Annotated in this window: 15 protein-coding genes and 1 pseudogene; 9 read left to right on the forward strand and 7 right to left on the reverse strand. The window is 69.7% G+C overall.

The genetic code is table 11. From position 1 onward, the window contains the following. Nucleotide 1 precedes the first annotated feature (1 nt). Nucleotides 2-811 (reverse strand): CDP-alcohol phosphatidyltransferase family protein, encoded by an 810-nt coding sequence (locus PGN14_RS15950; RefSeq protein ID WP_335300564.1) that lies wholly within the window; start codon nt 809-811, stop codon nt 2-4. A gap of 197 nt (nt 812-1,008) precedes the next feature. Here PGN14_RS15950 and PGN14_RS15955 point away from each other — a divergent pair, with 197 nt between their 5' ends. The 6 genes from PGN14_RS15955 to PGN14_RS15980 all read left to right on the forward strand — a co-directional run bounded on the left by PGN14_RS15955 (nt 1,009) and on the right by PGN14_RS15980 (nt 5,180). After that, nucleotides 1,009-2,115, forward strand: coding sequence for an inositol-3-phosphate synthase (locus PGN14_RS15955; protein WP_335300565.1), 1,107 nt, complete (start codon nt 1,009-1,011; stop codon nt 2,113-2,115). A gap of 6 nt (nt 2,116-2,121) precedes the next feature. After that, a complete protein-coding gene (locus PGN14_RS15960; protein WP_335300566.1) occupies nt 2,122-2,853 on the forward strand; it encodes a phosphocholine cytidylyltransferase family protein in 732 nt (243 codons plus the stop codon). Between the two features lie 91 nt (nt 2,854-2,944). Further along, complete coding sequence (locus PGN14_RS15965; RefSeq protein WP_335300567.1) at nt 2,945-3,148, forward strand: hypothetical protein; 204 nt, start codon at nt 2,945-2,947, stop codon at nt 3,146-3,148. 266 nt (nt 3,149-3,414) lie between these two features. After that, the gene (locus tag PGN14_RS15970; RefSeq protein WP_335300568.1) at nt 3,415-4,611 is read left to right on the forward strand and encodes an acetyl-CoA C-acyltransferase; all 1,197 of its coding nucleotides are present in this window, start codon (nt 3,415-3,417) and stop codon (nt 4,609-4,611) included. Between the two features lie 35 nt (nt 4,612-4,646). After that, a complete protein-coding gene (locus PGN14_RS15975) occupies nt 4,647-4,976 on the forward strand; it encodes a hypothetical protein (protein WP_335300569.1) in 330 nt (109 codons plus the stop codon). A 60-nt stretch (nt 4,977-5,036) separates the two neighbouring features. Beyond that, nucleotides 5,037-5,180, forward strand: coding sequence for a lmo0937 family membrane protein (locus PGN14_RS15980; RefSeq protein ID WP_335300570.1), 144 nt, complete (start codon nt 5,037-5,039; stop codon nt 5,178-5,180). A gap of 44 nt (nt 5,181-5,224) precedes the next feature. On the opposite strand, the gene PGN14_RS15985 is transcribed toward PGN14_RS15980, so the two are convergent. From PGN14_RS15985 to PGN14_RS16000, 4 genes are all read right to left on the reverse strand, one after another. Beyond that, nucleotides 5,225-6,037: a SpoIIE family protein phosphatase gene (locus PGN14_RS15985; protein WP_335300571.1), complete on the reverse strand. Its 813-nt coding sequence runs from the start codon at nt 6,035-6,037 to the stop codon at nt 5,225-5,227. A 22-nt stretch (nt 6,038-6,059) separates the two neighbouring features. After that, nucleotides 6,060-7,352 (reverse strand): dihydrolipoamide acetyltransferase family protein, encoded by a 1,293-nt coding sequence (locus PGN14_RS15990; RefSeq protein ID WP_335300572.1) that lies wholly within the window; start codon nt 7,350-7,352, stop codon nt 6,060-6,062. A 5-nt stretch (nt 7,353-7,357) separates the two neighbouring features. Continuing rightward, a complete protein-coding gene (locus PGN14_RS15995; RefSeq protein WP_335300586.1) occupies nt 7,358-8,362 on the reverse strand; it encodes an alpha-ketoacid dehydrogenase subunit beta in 1,005 nt (334 codons plus the stop codon). Nucleotides 8,363-8,531: 169 nt separating this feature from the next. Beyond that, entirely contained in the window at nt 8,532-9,821 is a 1,290-nt protein-coding gene (locus PGN14_RS16000) for a 3-methyl-2-oxobutanoate dehydrogenase (2-methylpropanoyl-transferring) subunit alpha (RefSeq protein WP_335300573.1), read from the reverse strand. A gap of 439 nt (nt 9,822-10,260) precedes the next feature. Between PGN14_RS16000 and PGN14_RS16005 the strand changes: the two genes are divergently transcribed. Then, the gene (locus PGN14_RS16005) at nt 10,261-11,013 is read left to right on the forward strand and encodes an ImuA family protein (protein ID WP_335300574.1); all 753 of its coding nucleotides are present in this window, start codon (nt 10,261-10,263) and stop codon (nt 11,011-11,013) included. Continuing rightward, nucleotides 10,925-12,979, forward strand: coding sequence for a DNA polymerase Y family protein (locus PGN14_RS16010; RefSeq protein ID WP_335300575.1), 2,055 nt, complete (start codon nt 10,925-10,927; stop codon nt 12,977-12,979). The genes PGN14_RS16005 and PGN14_RS16010 overlap by 89 nt, the downstream gene beginning before the upstream one ends. Nucleotides 12,980-12,983: 4 nt before the next feature. On the opposite strand, the gene PGN14_RS16015 is transcribed toward PGN14_RS16010, so the two are convergent. Next, nucleotides 12,984-13,397, reverse strand: a complete 414-nt coding sequence (locus PGN14_RS16015; protein WP_335300576.1) for a type II toxin-antitoxin system VapC family toxin — start codon at nt 13,395-13,397, stop codon at nt 12,984-12,986. Beyond that, the gene (locus PGN14_RS16020; RefSeq protein ID WP_335300577.1) at nt 13,394-13,702 is read right to left on the reverse strand and encodes a type II toxin-antitoxin system Phd/YefM family antitoxin; all 309 of its coding nucleotides are present in this window, start codon (nt 13,700-13,702) and stop codon (nt 13,394-13,396) included. The genes PGN14_RS16015 and PGN14_RS16020 overlap by 4 nt, the downstream gene beginning before the upstream one ends. A 30-nt stretch (nt 13,703-13,732) precedes the next feature. Here PGN14_RS16020 and PGN14_RS16025 point away from each other — a divergent pair. Beyond that, nucleotides 13,733-15,656: pseudogene (locus PGN14_RS16025) on the forward strand (PHP domain-containing protein); the annotation flags it as partial.

Here is a 15,656-nt window from a genome sequence, read left to right on the forward strand (position 1 = left end):
CCTATTCCTCCCGATTGCCGTGCGCGATCTGCGCCGCGATCCGCCGCCCGATCGCGGCCGCCTGCAGGATCGCGAACACCAGTACGATGTTGAACGCCACCGTCTCGATCAGGAAGAACCACAGCGGCGAGCCCGCGATCATGCTGAACCCCAACAGGATCGTGCGCGGGTTGGCGCCGATGATCGCCACCGTGGGCAGGATCGCGCGCGCCGTCCGGCGCGCGATCTGCGCGATCCGCGCGCGCTCGGCCGGGTCGTGTTCGGCGCTGACCACCAGCGCGTTCACCGCCTCCGTCGGCCCCGCCATCTTGTGCCACGCCCATAGATAGAGGCGCGAGAGCTTCACCCCGATGCCGTCGCCCTGGGCCTTCGTATTCTGCAACCACGGAACGTTATAGGCCCACCATTGATAGGTGCGCCGCTGGCTTTCCGCGAACACCGACTGGAACGCGCGGCTGACGCCCGCCGCCAGCGCCAGCGCCCAGGCCCCCGCCCCCAGCGTATCGTCCAGCGTCGCGGCGAACAGGACATAGAGCACGCCATGCCCGGCATAGTCGCACAGCCCGTCGACGATCTCGCCCGAGGGGGAGGCGCGCCCCGACATCCGCGCCAGCGCCCCGTCCGCGCCGTCGACGACATGCCACGACAGGTGCAGCACGAACGCCAGCGCGATCGCCCAGGGCGTCGCCACCAACGTGTACAGCACGCCCGCGACCATCACGATCACCGCGCCCGCGATCGACACCATGTTGGGCGTCACCGGCGTGGGCACCAGCGCGCGCGCCAGCCGATGGGCCAGCGGATGATACACGGTGCGGTTCAGGAACCCTTGCAGTTCCCGTGGCTTCCCTGCATCACTTGGTAAAGATTCGTTCACGCGTCCCTCGCCCCCACCCTCGCTGGCCACGCCTATACAGGGCAATGCGTCGCTTGACAGATGCCACGTATCTGTCACCTAGCGGCAACGTATTTGTCTCGGAGGCCGGCGCGCCCGGCAGGTGGGGAAGAATGAAGACGATCAAGGTCGCGGTCATCGGCGTCGGCAACTGCGCCAGCAGCCTCGTTCAGGGTAAGTATCACTACGCCGGCAGCAACACCGCGGCCGGGCTGATCCACGAGGAGATCGGCGGCTACAAGGTCAGCGACATCGAATTCGTCGCCGCCTTTGACGTCGATTCGCGCAAGGTCGGGCTGGACCTGGGCGAGGCGATCTTCGCGAAGCCGAACTGCACCAAGGTGTTCCACGCCGACGTGCCGAAGACCGGCACGATCGTGAAGATGGGCGCCAAGCTGGACGGCGTCGCCCCGCACATGCTGACCGCCGCCAACGACCGCGGGTTCGAGATCGACGACACGCGCGACGCGTCGAAGGCCGAGATCATCGCCGAGCTGAAGGCGTCGGGCGCGGAGATCCTGGTCAACTTCCTGCCGGTCGGTAGCCAGGACGCGACCGAATTCTACATGGAATGCGCGCTGGAGGCGGGGCTGGGCGTCGTCAACTGCATGCCCGTGTTCATCGCCTCGCGTCCGGAGTGGGAGAAGAAGTTCGCCGACGCCGGCCTGCCGATCGTCGGCGACGACGTGAAGGCGCAGGTGGGGGCGACGATCGTCCACCGCGTGCTCAGCAACCTGTTCGGCCAGCGCGGCGTGACGATCGATCACACCTATCAGCTGAACACCGGCGGCAACACCGACTTCATGAACATGCTCGACCGCAACCGGCTGGCGAGCAAGAAGGAGTCGAAGACCGAGGCGGTGCAGGCGGTGATCGCCGAGCGTCTGGCGGATGAGAACATCCACGTCGGCCCGTCGGACTATATCCCCTGGCTGGGCGACAACAAGCTGTGCTTCCTCCGTCTGGAGGGCGACCTGTTCGGCGGCGTGCCGATGAACCTGGAGCTGCGCCTGTCGGTCGAGGATTCGCCGAACTCCGCCGCCGTCGTGGTCGATGCGATCCGCTGCGTGAAGCTGGGTCTGGAGCGCGGCGTCGCCGGCGCGCTCGACGGTCCGTCGGCGTTCTTCTGCAAGCATCCGCCGCGTCAGGTGACCGACGACATCGCGGCGCAGATGACCGACGAGTTCATCCACGGCGACACCCGCCTGGCCGCTGAGTAACCTCTCTTGCACGCGCTTATCGTCGCGGCCGGCTATGGCAGCCGGCTGCGCGCGGTCTCGCCGTCGAAGCCGCTCACCCCGGTCCACGGCGTACCCCTGATCGAGCGCGTGATCCGCGCCGCGCACGACGGTGGGGCCACCGCCTTCACCGTCGTGACCGGGCACGAGGCGCCCGCGCTGGAGCGTCACCTCGCCCTCGCCGCGCGACAGCTGGCGCTGCCGATCGACTGCGTGCGCACCCCCGACTGGTCGCTGCCCAACGGCCATTCGGTACTGACCGGCGCGGCGCGGATCGGCGCGCAGCGTCATCTGCTGCTGATGTCGGACCATCTGGTCGATCCCGCGCTGATCGCCACTGTCGTCCGCTCCGCGCCCGCGCCGCTGGTGCTGGGGGTCGATCGCCGGCTCGACAACCCGCTGGTCGATCTGGACGACGTCACGCGCGTGCGCACGGCGGGCGACCGCATCGTCGCGATCGGCAAGCACCTGCCCGACTACGACTGTTACGACACCGGCGTGTTCGCGGTCGACGACCGCTTCCACGCCGCGCTGCGCGCCTCGATCGCCGCGGGCGGGTCCGGCTCGATCTCCGCGGGCGTCGAGGCGCTGGCGGCGGAGGGCGGTGCGCTGGTCGCCGACACGGGCGACCATTGGTGGCTCGACGTCGACGATCCCCGCGCGCTCGACCAGGCCGAGGCGGCGCTGGCCGCGAACGACCGCTACGCCCGCGCCGCCTGACGCCGGCAAGAAAATGTAACCTGGGTGAAGCGGAACGGCGCCGCCGTCCCGTCATTATCCGCGACGAGGCTCATCGTTGCAGGAAACGACCATGTCCGACCTACCCACCCGTCGTCGCACCCGGCTCTACAACGGCCTGCCCGCGCTGGTCGTCATCGCGCTGCTGATCGTCGGCGCGCTGTTCCTCACCTATGCGCGCGAGGACGCCCGGTTGAAGCCCGCCACCGGCTCCGCCCGCGCGATGGCGCTGGCGGCGGAAAGCAGCGCCCCATCGACCGCCACGCCGCGAAGCTGACGCCCTTCGTCACGCCGGCGAAAGCTGGGATGACGATAAGGCCGGAATGAAGGTCCAGCCCCACCCCCGTCACCCCGGCCTTGAGCCGGGGTCCCGCTCCCTCACCAACGCCGGAGAGAAGCGGGACCCCGGGTCAAGCCCGGGGTGACGTGCAACGGAACGGATCGCCCGCACCTCCCCACCCCCCCACCCCCACCTCAAACCCCGTTGCCCTCTGCCCCCGCCCCGCCTACCCCTCGCTCCAAACCCTTGGAGAGAGGCCTGACATGCGCGAAGCCGCCATCGTATCCACCGCCCGCACCGCCATCGGCCGCGCCTATCGCGGCGCGTTCAACGCCACCGAGGCGCCCGTCCTCGCCGGCCATGTCATGAACGCCGCGGTCGAGCGCGCCGGGATCGACGCGGCGCGGATCGACGACGTCTTCTGGGGCATCGGCAACCAATGGGGCACGCAGGGCGGCAACGCCGGGCGCATGGCGATCTTCGCCGGTCAGCTGCCGCAGTCGGTGCCGGCCTTCACGCTCGACCGCAAGTGCGGCTCCGGCCTGACCGCGGTCGCGCTCGCCGCGCGCTCGATCATCGCCGGCGACATCGACGTGGCGCTTGCGGGCGGCATGGAGTCGATCAGCTACACCGTGACCAAGGACGCACCGCGCTACGTCAACAAGAGCGTCACCGCGCACGTCCCCGCCGCCTATATCCCGATGATCGAGACCGCGGAGATCGTCGCCGACCGCTACGGCATCTCGCGCGAGGCGCAGGACGAGTACGGCGCGCAAAGCCAGCAGCGCGCCGCCGCCGGCCTCGCCAACGGCGCCTTCGCGGAGGAGATCGTGCCGATCACCGTGGAGAAGGCGCTGTTCGACAAGGAAGGCAACCGCACCGGCAGCGAGACGGTGACGATCGCGCAGGACGAGGGCATCCGCGCCGGCACGACCGTGGAGGCGCTGCGCGGGCTCAAGACCGTCTGGGCCGGCGGCGAATTCACCGGCCCCGGCAGCAACGTCACCGCGGGCAACGCCAGCCAGCTGTCGGACGGTGCCGCGGCGCAGATCGTGATGGACCGCGCCACCGCCGAGGCCGAGGGCAAGGAGATACTGGGCCTCTACCGCGGCTTCCAGGCCGCCGGCTGCGCGCCCGACGAAATGGGAATCGGCCCCGTCTTCGCGATCCCCAAGCTGCTGGAGCGCGCCGGTCTGTCGGTCGCCGACATCGGGCTGTGGGAACTGAACGAGGCGTTCGCCTCGCAATGCCTGTATTGCCGCGACCATCTCGGCATCGATCCGGAAAAATACAACGTCAACGGCGGCGCGATCGCGGTCGGGCATCCGTTCGGCATGACCGGGTCGCGGCTGGTCGGCCATGCGCTGATCGAGGGGCGCAAGCGCGGCGTGCGCTATGTCGTCGTGTCGATGTGTACCGCGGGCGGCATGGGCGCGGCGGGGCTGTTCGAGATCGTCTGACGGATCGCGCGCTGGCGGCGAGGCGTTGAGGCGGCATGACCGACCGAGACATCCCGCATCGCCGCCAGCCCGCGTTCGACAAGGACGACGATCACTCCGGGCAGAACTATCATTTGGACGAGGAGCGCAAGCTGGGCGAGCAGATGCCCGCCGGCAGCGTCGCTCCCCGGCCCTCGCACCTGATCGACAACGACCCCGCGCTGCCGCCCGACAACGGCCGGCGCGCGTCGTTCGACCCCGCCACCGGGGAGGTACGCGGCAGCGGCGCCGGGGCGGGCGGCGGCAACCCGGGCGAGGATTTCGAGGCCGATCGCGCCGGCGGCAACGGCCAGCCGCTCACCGGCCGAACGACCCGTCGCGACTGATCGAGGGAACCACGATCGGCACGGATGCGTAATGCTCGCGGTAATGTGAGGATTATCATCATGTTGTGGACGATTGCGGCAATTCTGCTGATCCTGTGGCTGCTCGGCTTCGGCTTCCATGTCGCGGGCGGGCTGATCCATATCCTGCTGATCCTGGCGCTGATCGTCGGGCTGGTGCAGCTCTTCACCGGCCGCAGGGTCTAGGCCACAAAATCCCCCTCTCCTTCAGGGGAGGGGGCGATCGTGGCTCACCCCACCCGCACCCATAGCGCGGTGGCGTCGTCGCTCGTCTTGAACCGCGGGAACCGCGCGCACGCGGCATCCTCCCGTTCGATCGCGCGCAGCTCCACCGCCAGCGCCGCGAGCCCCTTCGTCGCGACCGCCGCGAACAGCGCCGCCGCGTCATACGCCCCATAAGCGTCGACCAGCGCCGAAAACCCGTCGCTCATCAGCAGCAGCGCATCGCCCGGCGCCACCGCGACCCGCGCGGTGCTGACCACCGCCGCCGACGCCGCCGCATCCACCCCCAGCACGCGGCGCCCCGCCCGCTCGCGCGCGCGGCGGCGATCCGCGAGCACCGCAGGCGTGCGGACCACCCCCGCACCCAGTGCCGCCGCGTCGGCACTCTCCCGCGCACGGTTCGGCACCGGCGTGACCCATTGCACCGCGCCATCGGCGGACCGGTGCAGCAACGCGCAATCCGCCGCCCAGGCCACCTCCAGCGCGCCGTCGACCAGCTGCGCCGCGACGAACGCCGCGCTCGGCAGCTCCCACGCCCCTAGCAGCTCGCGCCGCCGCTCCGCCGCGAAGCGCGCCGCCACGCGCGCGAACACCTCGCCGCACGTCGCCGCCAGATCCGCCGCACCGCTCGCCCCGAACGCCGCATCGGCCGCCGCCGCCAGCCACGCCGCCCCGCCCTGATCGCCGAGCAGCCCCGGCGGCCCCAGGTCGGTCGCGCCGTCGATCACCCAGGCGCGCGTCGCGGTCGCGCCCGCGCGATCGTCATTGGGGGTGGCAGGGTCGCCGCACAGGCTGAGCGTCTGGATCAGGTCGAGGTGCATCGCCGCACCTCATGCACGCACGTCAGTCGGCGAACAACAGCACCGGCGTCTCCAGCAGCTTCCTGAGCGCCTGGACATAGCTCGCCGCGTCCCAGCCATCGACCACGCGATGGTCGCAGCTGATCGACAGGTTCATCAGCTTCGCGCGCACGATCTCGTCGCCCGAAAACACCGGCCGCTCGACGATCTTGTTCGGCCCGATGATCGCCACCTCCGGCCGGTTGATGACCGGCGTCGTCGCGATGCCGCCCAGCGGCCCTAGCGAGGTGACCGTGATCGTCCCCCCGCCCAGTTCCTGCGGCGTCAGCCTGTTGGCGCGCGCCGCGTCGGCCAGCTGCGCGATCTCGGTCGCCAGCTGCCACACGTTGCGGTCCTGCGCGTCGCGGATGACGGGCACGGTCAGCCCGGCATCGGTCTGCGTCGCCATGCCGAGATGCACCCGCCCCGACCGCGTCACCACGCCTGCCTCGTCATCGTACCGCGCATTGAGCATCGGGAAGTCGGGCAAGGTGCGACAGATCGCGACGATCAGCAGCGGCAGCATCGTCAGCTTCGGCCGGTCCCCGCGGTTCGCGTTCAGGTCGGCGCGCACGCGCTCCAGCTCGGTGACGTCGATCTCGTCGACATAGGTGAAATGCGGGATATGGCGCTTCGACGCGGCCATGTTCTCCGCGATGCGCCGCCGCATCCCGATGACGCGCACCTGCTCGTCATCGCGCGCCGCGCTGGCATGGGGGCGCTGATAACCCTGCCCGGCATTGTAGCGCAGATAGGCGTCGAGGTCCGAGTGACGGATGCGATCGCCCTCGGCGATGCGGACCTGCGAGAGGTCGACGCCCAAGTCCTTGGCGCGGGCACGCACCGTAGGGGAGGCGAGAATTTTCTGCTCCCTCTCCCCTCCGGGGAGAGGGCTGGGGAGAGGGGCCGAGGCGACGGGTTCGACAACGGCAGGCGCTTCCGCCCGGGGCCGCCCCTCACCCAAACCCTCTCCCCGCAGGGGAGAGGGCTTTACGTCGGCGACTTCCTCCACCCCGGGGTTTTCCGCCTCGACGGTTTCGGAAACCTCCCCCTCCCCCTCGACCTCGATCACCACCAGCGCCGCGCCGATCGACACCTGGTCGCCGATCTCGCCCGCCAGCTCCACCACGACCCCCGCGACCGGCGATTCCATCTCCACCGTCGCCTTGTCGGTCATCATGTCGGCGAGGCTCTGGTCCTCCTCCACACGATCCCCGACCGCGACGTGCCACGCCACGATCTCCGCCTCGGAAATGCCCTCGCCGATATCGGGCAGCTTGAAGGTGAAACGCGCCATCTGCCTTAGTCCTTCAGAATCTTCTTGAGCGCCTGCCCGATCCGCACCGGGCCGGGGAAATAGGCCCATTCCAGGCTGTGCGGATAGGGCGTGTCGAACCCGGTGACGCGCTCCACCGGCGCCTCCAGGTGATAGAAGCACCGCTCCTGCACCAGCGCCGCCAGCTCCGCGCCGAACCCGCCGGTGCGCGTCGCCTCGTGGACGATCATGCAACGCCCGGTCTTCCTCACGCTCTCCTCGATCGCCTCGATATCGAGCGGCACCAGCGTGCGCAGGTCGATGATCTCCGCATCGACGCCCGTGTCCGCGACCACCTGCGCACAGACATGGACCATCGTGCCATAGGCCAGCATCGTCACGGCCTCGCCGCGGCGCACCACGTTCGCCTTGCCCAGCGGGATCTTGTAATAGCCGGTCGGCACCTCGCCCGCGGGATGCTTCGACCAATTCTCCGCCGGGCGATCCCAATGGCCGTTGAACGGCCCGTTGTAGATGCGCTTCGGCTCGAAGAAGATCGTCGGGTCATTGTCCTCGATCGCCGAGATCAACAGCCCCTTGGCGTCATAGGGCGTCGAGGGGATCACCGTCTTCAGCCCCGAGACATGGGTGAAGATCCCCTCCGGCGACTGCGAATGCGTCTGCCCGCCGAAGATGCCGCCGCCGAACGGCGAGCGCACCGTGATCGGCGAGATGAACTCCCCCGCCGAACGATAGCGCAACCGCGCCGCCTCGCTCACCAATTGGTCGAGCGCGGGATAGATGTAATCGGCGAACTGGATCTCCGGCACCGGGCGCAGGCCATAGGCGCCCATCCCGATCGACACGCCGATGATCCCGATCTCGGTGATCGGCGTATCGAACACGCGCGTCTTGCCGTATTTCTTCTGCAACCCCGCGGTCGCGCGGAAGACGCCGCCGAAATAGCCGACATCCTCCCCCATCACGACGACGCCCGCGTCGCGCTCCATCATCACGTCCATGGCGGAATTGATCGCCTGGATCATGTTCATGCGGGTGGTGTCGGTCATAGTGTCGCTCAATGTCCCTCTCCCATTGGGAGAGGGAGGGAGGCGCAAAGCGCCGGAAGGGTGAGGGCGAGGCGCGTGGTGAGGTCGCCCTCACCCTCCCACTCGGCTCCGCCGAGCGGGCCCCTCCCTCTCCCGCTGGGAGAGGGAAAAACTACTTCCGCGCCCATGGCCGCCCGCTCGCTTCTTCCTCGGCCATCATCTGCGCCTGCTGCTCGCGCAAATGCCACGGCATCTCCTCGAACACGCCGTCGAACAGCGAGTCGAGCGGCTGGTGCAGCCCGTGCCCCAGGATGCCGTTCTTCTCCGCCGCCTTCTGCGCCGCCTTCACCTCGTCGGCGATCTCGCGGTCCATCGCCTCCTGCCGCGCCTCGTCCCATTCGCCCAGCGCGATCAGGTGATCCTTCAGCCGTCGGATCGGATCGCCCAGCGGCCACGCCGTCGGCTCGCCCGCGGAGCGATATTGCGTCGGATCGTCCGAGGTCGAATGCCCCTCGGTCCGGTACGTGAAATGCTCGATCAGCGTCGGCCCGGCATTGGTCCGCGCGCGCTCCGCGGCCCAGGCGGTCGCGGCATAGACCGCCAGCGCGTCATTGCCGTCCACCCGCAACCCCGCGATCCCATAGCCGATCGCGCGCGCCGCAAAGGTCGTCGCCTCCGCGCCCGCGAAGCCCGAGAAGCTGGAGATCGCCCATTGGTTGTTGACCACGTTGAAGATCACCGGCGCGCGATAGACGGTGGCGAAGGTCAGCGCGGAATGGAAATCCCCCTCCGCGGTCGATCCCTCGCCGCACCAGGTCGCGGCGATCCGCGTATCGCCCTTCGACGCGCTGGCCATCGCCCAGCCGACCGCCTGCGGATATTGCGTCGTCAGATTGCCGGAGATCGAGAAGAAGCCGAAGCGCTTCTCCGAATACATGATCGGCAGCTGCTTGCCCTGCAACTTGTCGCCGGTGTTCGAATAGATCTGGTTCATCATGTCGACCAGCGGGCAGCCGCGCGCGATCAACAGCCCCTGCTGACGATACGAGGGGAAGCACATGTCCTCGTCGTCCAGCGCGTGCGCGGCGGACACCGCCACCGCCTCCTCGCCCAGCGACTTCATGTAGAAGCTGGTCTTGCCCTGCCGCTGCGCGCGGAACATCCGCTCGTCGAACGCGCGCACCATCGCCATGTGGCGCAGCATCCGGCGCATCTTGTCGGGCGACAGTTGCGGGTTCCACGGCCCGACCGCCTGCCCCTCCTCGTCCAGCACCCGCACCATCGTATAGGCGAGGTCGGTGAAGTCGTGCGCGGTCGCGGCGGTATCCGGCCGCCGCACCGATCCCGCCGCGGGCACGTCGACCGCGGCGAAGTCGACCGCGTCGCCGGGGCGGAACTTCGGCTCCGGGACGTGAAGCGACAAGGGCTTCAGGTTGCTCAAACGATCAGGGGCGTCGCCCACGTCACTCTCCTCACGCGTATCCCGTGGAACGCTTGGCCGGAGTGTACGGCCCACGTAATAATATTTCAACGGCTGCCGACCGCCCCATCCGCGCAGCACAACGCCCGATCCGCCCGGCAAATCCGCAAGATTGTTGCCGCAGGTGGCGAATCATCCCCGTCACCCCGGGCCTGACCCGGGGTCCCGCTTCGTCTGGTCGTCCTCACCACTCCGGCCCCGAAACCCGCCCCACAAGACTCGTCACCCCGGCCTTGTGCCGGGGTCCAGGGTTCCAAGCACCTCACCACAGACGGGGCGCGCCGCCTGGATGCCGGGACGAGCCCGGCATGACGAAGGGAGCGGCCGGGGTCACGAACACCCCGAAATCAACGGATTGACTCGACTCGATCCAACAGAACAAACTAGGAACGAAAGCTCTTCCTCAGGAGTCGTACCGTCCGTGTCCCCATCGAGCGTCCTCCAGTCCCTGCGCGACACGCTCCGCGCGATCGAGGGCGATGGCCATCGCCGTCGCGCGACGCTGCCGTTCGGCACGCCCGCGGTCGATACCCGGCTGGCCGACGGGGGCCTGCGGCTGGATGCGCTGCACGAGGTCGCCGCCGCCACCGCCTCGATGGGCGACGATGCGTCCGCCACGCTCTTCCTCGCCGGGATCGCGGCGCGCGCCTGGGGGCCGGTGCTGTGGGTGGTGCGCCGCCGCGACCTGTTCGCGCCCGGCCTCTACCAGTCCGGCCTCTCCCCCGAACGCGTCCTCTATGCCGAGGCGGCGGACGATGCGGAGGTGCTGGCGCTGATGGAGGAAGGGCTGCGCCACCGCGCGCTGGGCGCGGTGATCGGCGAGACGCGACGCGCCGCCATGGCCTCCACCCGCCGGCTGCAACTCGCGGCGGAGGGCGGGCGCACCATCGCGCTGCTGATGAAACGCCATGCGCGCGAGGAGGCGGACCCGTTCGCGGTGCCCTCCGCCGCGGTCACGCGGTGGCGCGTCGCCTCCGCCCCTTCCGCCCCGCTGCCGGTCGCCGGCATCGGCCGGTCGCGCTGGGACGTGCACTGCACCCGCCAGCGCAACGGCGAACCATTCCAACTACTTGTGGAGGCCTGCGATGAAACGGGTCGCATCGCTCTACCTGCCCGACTGGTCGATCGACCGGCTGCGGCGGGCGGAGCCGACGCTCGCACCGCCGTCGCCTGACCGGGTGGCACTCGACCTCGTGGCGATCAAGGCGGCGAGCGATGCGGAACAGGGCGGCAAGAATTGCGACGCCCCGCGCAACACCGGCTGGCGCCCCGGCGCCCGATGGGCGCGCGAGGATGTCGCACGCCATATCGCCACGCTGCCTGCGCACCAGCGCCCGCCGATGCGCGAGATGGGGCGCCGCAGCGAGGCGGCGGAACATCCCTACAAGCGCCTCCCCGGCGACGACGGGGGGGCAGCGACCGGCTGGCCGGCGTCGGGCATCGTCTCCGTGCGCTACCCCGGCGACGGCCCGCACCCCGACAAGATCGCCGCGAAGGAGCGCCGCCCCGGCTCCAACGATCCCGGCGCCGCGGTGAAGGAGGTTGCCGCCTTCTTCGATACCGCGCGCAGCACATCCGCCACGGTTTCGCGTGTCTGTCCGCCAACAACGGCATGTCCTTCGCCAACATCCGGCGACGGTGCGCCGCCGCTGGTGACGGTCCACAAGGTCGGCAGCCGGGTCGAGGTCGCCGCCGCCTCCCCCGCCGCCCGCGCGCTGGGGATCGCGCCCGGCCTGGCGCTCACCCAGGTTCGCGCCGCGGTCCCCGGCGTCGTGGTCCGCGACGCCGATGCCGAGGGCGATCTGCGCGACCTTCGCAAACTTAGCGTGGCGCTCGCCCGCCGCTGGACCCCGATCGTCGCGATTGCCGACCCGCAGTCGCTCTTCCTCGACCTCACCGGCGTCAGCCACCTCCACGGCGGCGAGGAGGCGATGGCGCGCCGCCTCGTCCGCCTGCTCTCGCGCCTCGGCTACACCGCACGCATCGCGGTCGCCGACACCGCGGGCGCCGCCTGGGCCTGCGCGCATTTCGCCCCTTCTTCCATCACCTTGCTGCCGCCCGGCGACCCCCTTCCCGCGCTCGCCGCCCTTCCCGTGGCGGCGCTGCGCGTCGAGGAACCCGCGCAGGAACTGCTCCGCCGCCTCGGCGTGGAGACGGTAGGTCAACTCGCCGCCCTCCCGCGCGCGCCGCTGGTGCGCCGCTTCGGCCGCACCCTGGCGCTGCGCCTCGACCAGGCCGCCGGCCGCGCCTCCGAACCGCTCGACGCCATCGTCCCCCCGGTCGCGATCATGGTGGAGCAACGCTTCGCCGAGCCGCTGCTGACCGCCGAGCCGATCGCTTACTGGATCGCGCAACTGGTCGCCCGCCTCGCCACCGATCTGGCACAGGCGGGGCGCGGCGCGCGCGCGGTCGTGCTCGCGGCGACCCGCATCGACCGCGCGGTCCAGACGATCCGCCTCGGCTTCGCGCGCCCCACCCGCGCGCCCGACCATATGCTGCGGCTGCTGGTGCGGCAGGTCGAGCGCCTCGATCCCGGCTTCGGGATCGAGGCGCTGGCGCTCCATGTCCAGCGCGCCGATCCGCTCGGCGCGGAGGCGCTCGACGGCGATCTGGCGGAGGGCGAGCGCCCCGACCTCGCCCCGTTGGTCGACGCCCTCGTCAACCGCATCGGCCAGCGCCGGCTGTGGCGCCTGCGCGCACTGGAAAGCGATGTGCCCGAACGCGGCGTGGTGCGCACCGCGCCGCTCGACCCCGCCGCCGATACCGCCCCCCGGCTGCGCCGCGACGACGTGCGCCACCTCGACACCCGCGCGCCCGCGCACCCCTGGCACCCGCGCTGGCCGCGCCCGGCGCGGCTGCTGCGCCGGCCCGAGCTGCTCGACCATGTCATGGCCGAACTGCCCGATTATCCCCCGGCGCGCTTCACCTGGCGCGGCGTCACGCATCGCATCGTGCGCGGCGACGGGCCGGAGCGGATCACCGGCGAATGGTGGCGCCGCCATGACGAGGCCAATGCGATACGCGACTATTTCCGCGTGGAGGACGAGGCCGGCGCCCGCTTCTGGCTGTTCCGCCGCGGCGACGGGCTGCGCGCGGAGACGGGCGACCTCAGCTGGTACATGCATGGCACGTTCGGCTGACCCGTCAGCGGCTGGCGTCGATCACGGCAACATGACCATCGTCGGCGTACTCCAATATCCTGCGATCCGCCGTCAGCAGCGGCAATCGCAGATGGCGCGCGGTGGCGATGACCATCCGGTCGGCGGGATCGCCATGGATGTCGCCCGGCAACATGCCGGCGTCGATCGCCATCCCGCATTCCAGCGGCGCCATACCGAAACCACGGCTTGCCAGCACGCGATCAAACCATTCCCGGACCGGCAAGCCCAATGCCAGACGGCCCTTGTCGACCAGCATCGACACTTCCCATGGGACGATCGACGGGATCAGGATCGCGCCTGCCGCCTGCGACTGCGCCACGATCCTGCGCGCTTCCGCGCCCAGGCGCGTATCGCCCTGGATCAGCCACACCAGGGCATGCGTGTCGATAACGATCATCGCGCGCGATACAATTCTTCCGGATTGTTGGCGTCCCATTCGGCGGGATCGGCCGCTGGACTGAACGGATCGTCGAACCGATATTGCGGATGGCGCAGCATCCCGAATGCCGACGATGGCGCCTGCTCGGCCATCAGGGGCGTCTCCCCCCCCTTCGCCGTCAACGTCAGCGACGGCTTCCCGCGCCGCGTGATCGTCAGCGGTTCCCCGCTGCGTTCCATCTCGTGGAGCAAGGCGATGCACTTCGCCTTGAACTCGGTGATCCCCACCGTCCTGCCCATCGCCGCGCCTTTCCAACCGACCATGTCATATGGTCGTTTCAACGGTGCGCGGCAATGACCTACAGCGAGCTTCAGGTCACCACCCACTTCTCCTTCCTGCGCGGTGCGTCCTCGCCGGAGGAGCTGGTCGTCACTGCCACCGAAATGGGGATGCCCGCGATCGGCGTCACCGACCGCAACTCGGTCGCGGGCGTGGTGCGGATGCTCTACGCGCAGGAACAGGTCGCAGGCCAGCATCCCCATCCGCCGAAGCTGGTGGTTGGCTGCCGGCTCGACCTCGTCTCGGGCACGTCGCTGCTGGTCTGGCCGGAGGATCGCGCCGCCTGGTCGCGGCTCACCCGCCTGCTGACGCTCGGCAAGTCGCGCGCCGACGCGCAGAAGGGGGAAAAAGGCCGTTGCTTCCTCCATTGGGACGATGTCGCCGCGCACGCCGCCGGGCTGGTCGCCGCGCTGGTGCCCGATGTCGCTGGGATCGACGAAGCCGACCTGCGCTGGATGGCGGACCTGTTCCCGGGCGGGCAGGAAGCGCGCGGCCATATCTGCCTCACCCACTGGCGCCGCCCCGGCGAGGCGCTGCGGCTGCACCGGACCGCGCAGGCCGCGGCACGCTACGGCCTCGCCCCGCTCGCCACCGGCGACGTCCTGTACCACCATCCCGATCGCCAGCCGTTGCAGGACGTCGTCACCGCGATCCGCGAGAAATGCACGATCGACGATCTGGGCTTCCGCCGCGAGCGCCACGCCGGCCGCCACCTGATGCCGCCGGACCAGATGGCACGCCAGTTCCGCCACCACCCGGACGCGCTCGCCGCGGTGGACGCGGTGGTGGAACGCTGCACCTTCTCGCTGCGCGATCTCGACTATCAATATCCGCAGGAAGAGGTGATTCCCGGCAAGACGCCGCAGCAGGCGCTGGCCGCGCTGGCCTGGAACGGCCTGCGCCACCGGTTCGGCGCCACCCCCGCCACAGCCCTATGTCGACCTGCTCGCGCGCGAACTGGGGCTAGTCGAGCGGATGGATTATGCCCCCTATTTCCTGACCGTGAACTCGATCGTCCAATATGCGCGAAGCCAGGAGATATTGTGTCAGGGGCGCGGATCGGCCGCCAATTCGGTGATCTGCTTCGTGCTGGGCATCACCTCGATCGACCCGATCAAGCACCAGTTGCTGTTCGAACGCTTCGTGTCGGAGGAGCGGCGCGAGCCTCCCGATATCGACGTCGATTTCGAACACGAACGGCGCGAGGAGGTGATCCAGTGGATCTACGACAGCTACGGCCGCGAGCATGCCGCGCTGACCGCCGTCGTCAGCCGCTTCCGCACCCGCGGGGCGATCCGCGAAGTGGGCAAGGCACTGGGGCTGCCGGAGGACATGACCGGCGCGCTCGCCAGCCAGGTCTGGGGCTGGTCGAACGAGGGCGTGCCGACCGAACATGTCGCCGCCCTGAACCTCGACGCCGGCGAGCCGCGCCTCGCGCTGGCGCTGAAGCTGGCGCGCGAGCTGATCGGCACGCCGCGTCACCTGTCGCAGCACCCCGGCGGCTTCGTCCTGACGCGCGACCCGCTCCACGATTTGGCCCCGATCGAGCCCGCGGCGATGGCCGACCGCCACGTCATCGAGTGGGAGAAGACCGATATCGAGCTGCTCGGTTTCATGAAGGTCGACATCCTCGGCCTCGGCATGCTCGGCTGCATGCGTCGCGCGTTCGACCTGCTGGCCGCGCACAAAAGCGTGCAGATGACGCTGGCCAGCCCGGTGATACAGGAAGACGATCCCGCCACCTTCGCGATGATGCAGAAGGCGGACACGCTGGGCGTGTTCCAGATCGAGAGCCGCGCGCAGATGAGCATGCTGCCGCGGATGAAGCCAAAGGAATTCTACGACATCGCGATCCAGGTCGCGATCGTCCGCCCCGGCCCGATCCAGGGCAACATGGTCCACCCCTATCTGAAGCGACGCGAGGGGCTGGAGACGGTT

This window comes from Sphingomonas adhaesiva (assembly GCF_036946305.1).
Taxonomy (GTDB): Bacteria; Pseudomonadota; Alphaproteobacteria; order Sphingomonadales; family Sphingomonadaceae; genus Sphingomonas; species Sphingomonas adhaesiva_B.

Coding starts and splice junctions, on each gene's coding strand:
- PGN14_RS15970 (WP_335300568.1), top strand. CDS start 3,415: ATGCGCGAAGCCGCCATCGTATCCACCGCCCGCACCGCCATCGGCCGC.
- PGN14_RS16020 (WP_335300577.1), bottom strand. CDS start 13,702: ATGGTCGGTTGGAAAGGCGCGGCGATGGGCAGGACGGTGGGGATCACC.
- PGN14_RS15975 (WP_335300569.1), top strand. CDS start 4,647: ATGACCGACCGAGACATCCCGCATCGCCGCCAGCCCGCGTTCGACAAG.
- PGN14_RS15955 (WP_335300565.1), top strand. CDS start 1,009: ATGAAGACGATCAAGGTCGCGGTCATCGGCGTCGGCAACTGCGCCAGC.
- PGN14_RS15980 (WP_335300570.1), top strand. CDS start 5,037: ATGTTGTGGACGATTGCGGCAATTCTGCTGATCCTGTGGCTGCTCGGC.
- PGN14_RS16010 (WP_335300575.1), top strand. CDS start 10,925: ATGAAACGGGTCGCATCGCTCTACCTGCCCGACTGGTCGATCGACCGG.
- PGN14_RS15995 (WP_335300586.1), bottom strand. CDS start 8,362: ATGAACATGATCCAGGCGATCAATTCCGCCATGGACGTGATGATGGAG.
- PGN14_RS16015 (WP_335300576.1), bottom strand. CDS start 13,397: ATGATCGTTATCGACACGCATGCCCTGGTGTGGCTGATCCAGGGCGAT.
- PGN14_RS15990 (WP_335300572.1), bottom strand. CDS start 7,352: ATGGCGCGTTTCACCTTCAAGCTGCCCGATATCGGCGAGGGCATTTCC.
- PGN14_RS15965 (WP_335300567.1), top strand. CDS start 2,945: ATGTCCGACCTACCCACCCGTCGTCGCACCCGGCTCTACAACGGCCTG.
- PGN14_RS15985 (WP_335300571.1), bottom strand. CDS start 6,037: ATGCACCTCGACCTGATCCAGACGCTCAGCCTGTGCGGCGACCCTGCC.